Consider the following 491-nt stretch of genomic DNA (forward strand, 5'->3'; position numbering starts at 1 on the left):
GCGTCAATCCGTGTTTATCTGGAGGGTATTGGCACCAGTAGCGGAGCAGAAGATTCGCGTTACTCGCAGATGACCGGCAAAGGTGCGCAAGGCGTATTGGCGCGAGTTGAACAGAGTCCAGCGCATATTCTCGAAGTCGTTCGGCGGTTCGAACTTGCTAACCCTGACCGAAAAGTCGAGCGTATCGAATTCGATATCTTCGGTTTCAGCCGAGGCGCCGCTGCCGCGCGGCACTTCGCCAACGAAGTATTGAAAGGAGAACAGAGCCCTTTGGCGATGTTGCTGCCGGCCAACTCACCGCTGTTCGTCGAAGCGTTTGCCTGGCGGACCAAGACCGACGCCTCCATCAACTTCATCGGTATCTTCGACACCGTGGCTGCCGTCGCGAGCGTTTCCATTGGCGGCATCAGCGTCCACGATGCCAACAATCCTGGCGTCAACCTGTACCTGGCGCCGGACATGGCCAAAAAAGTCGTGCATCTGGTAGCGCG

The 491-nt window shown here is 57.4% G+C and carries 1 protein-coding gene; it reads left to right on the forward strand.

From position 1 onward, the window contains the following. On the forward strand, positions 1–491 hold a 491-nt coding region (locus tag AC1DCY_RS27495), incomplete at both ends, for a DUF2235 domain-containing protein (protein ID WP_477355907.1).

It is taken from the genome of Lysinibacillus sp. 10T31 (assembly GCF_056394365.1).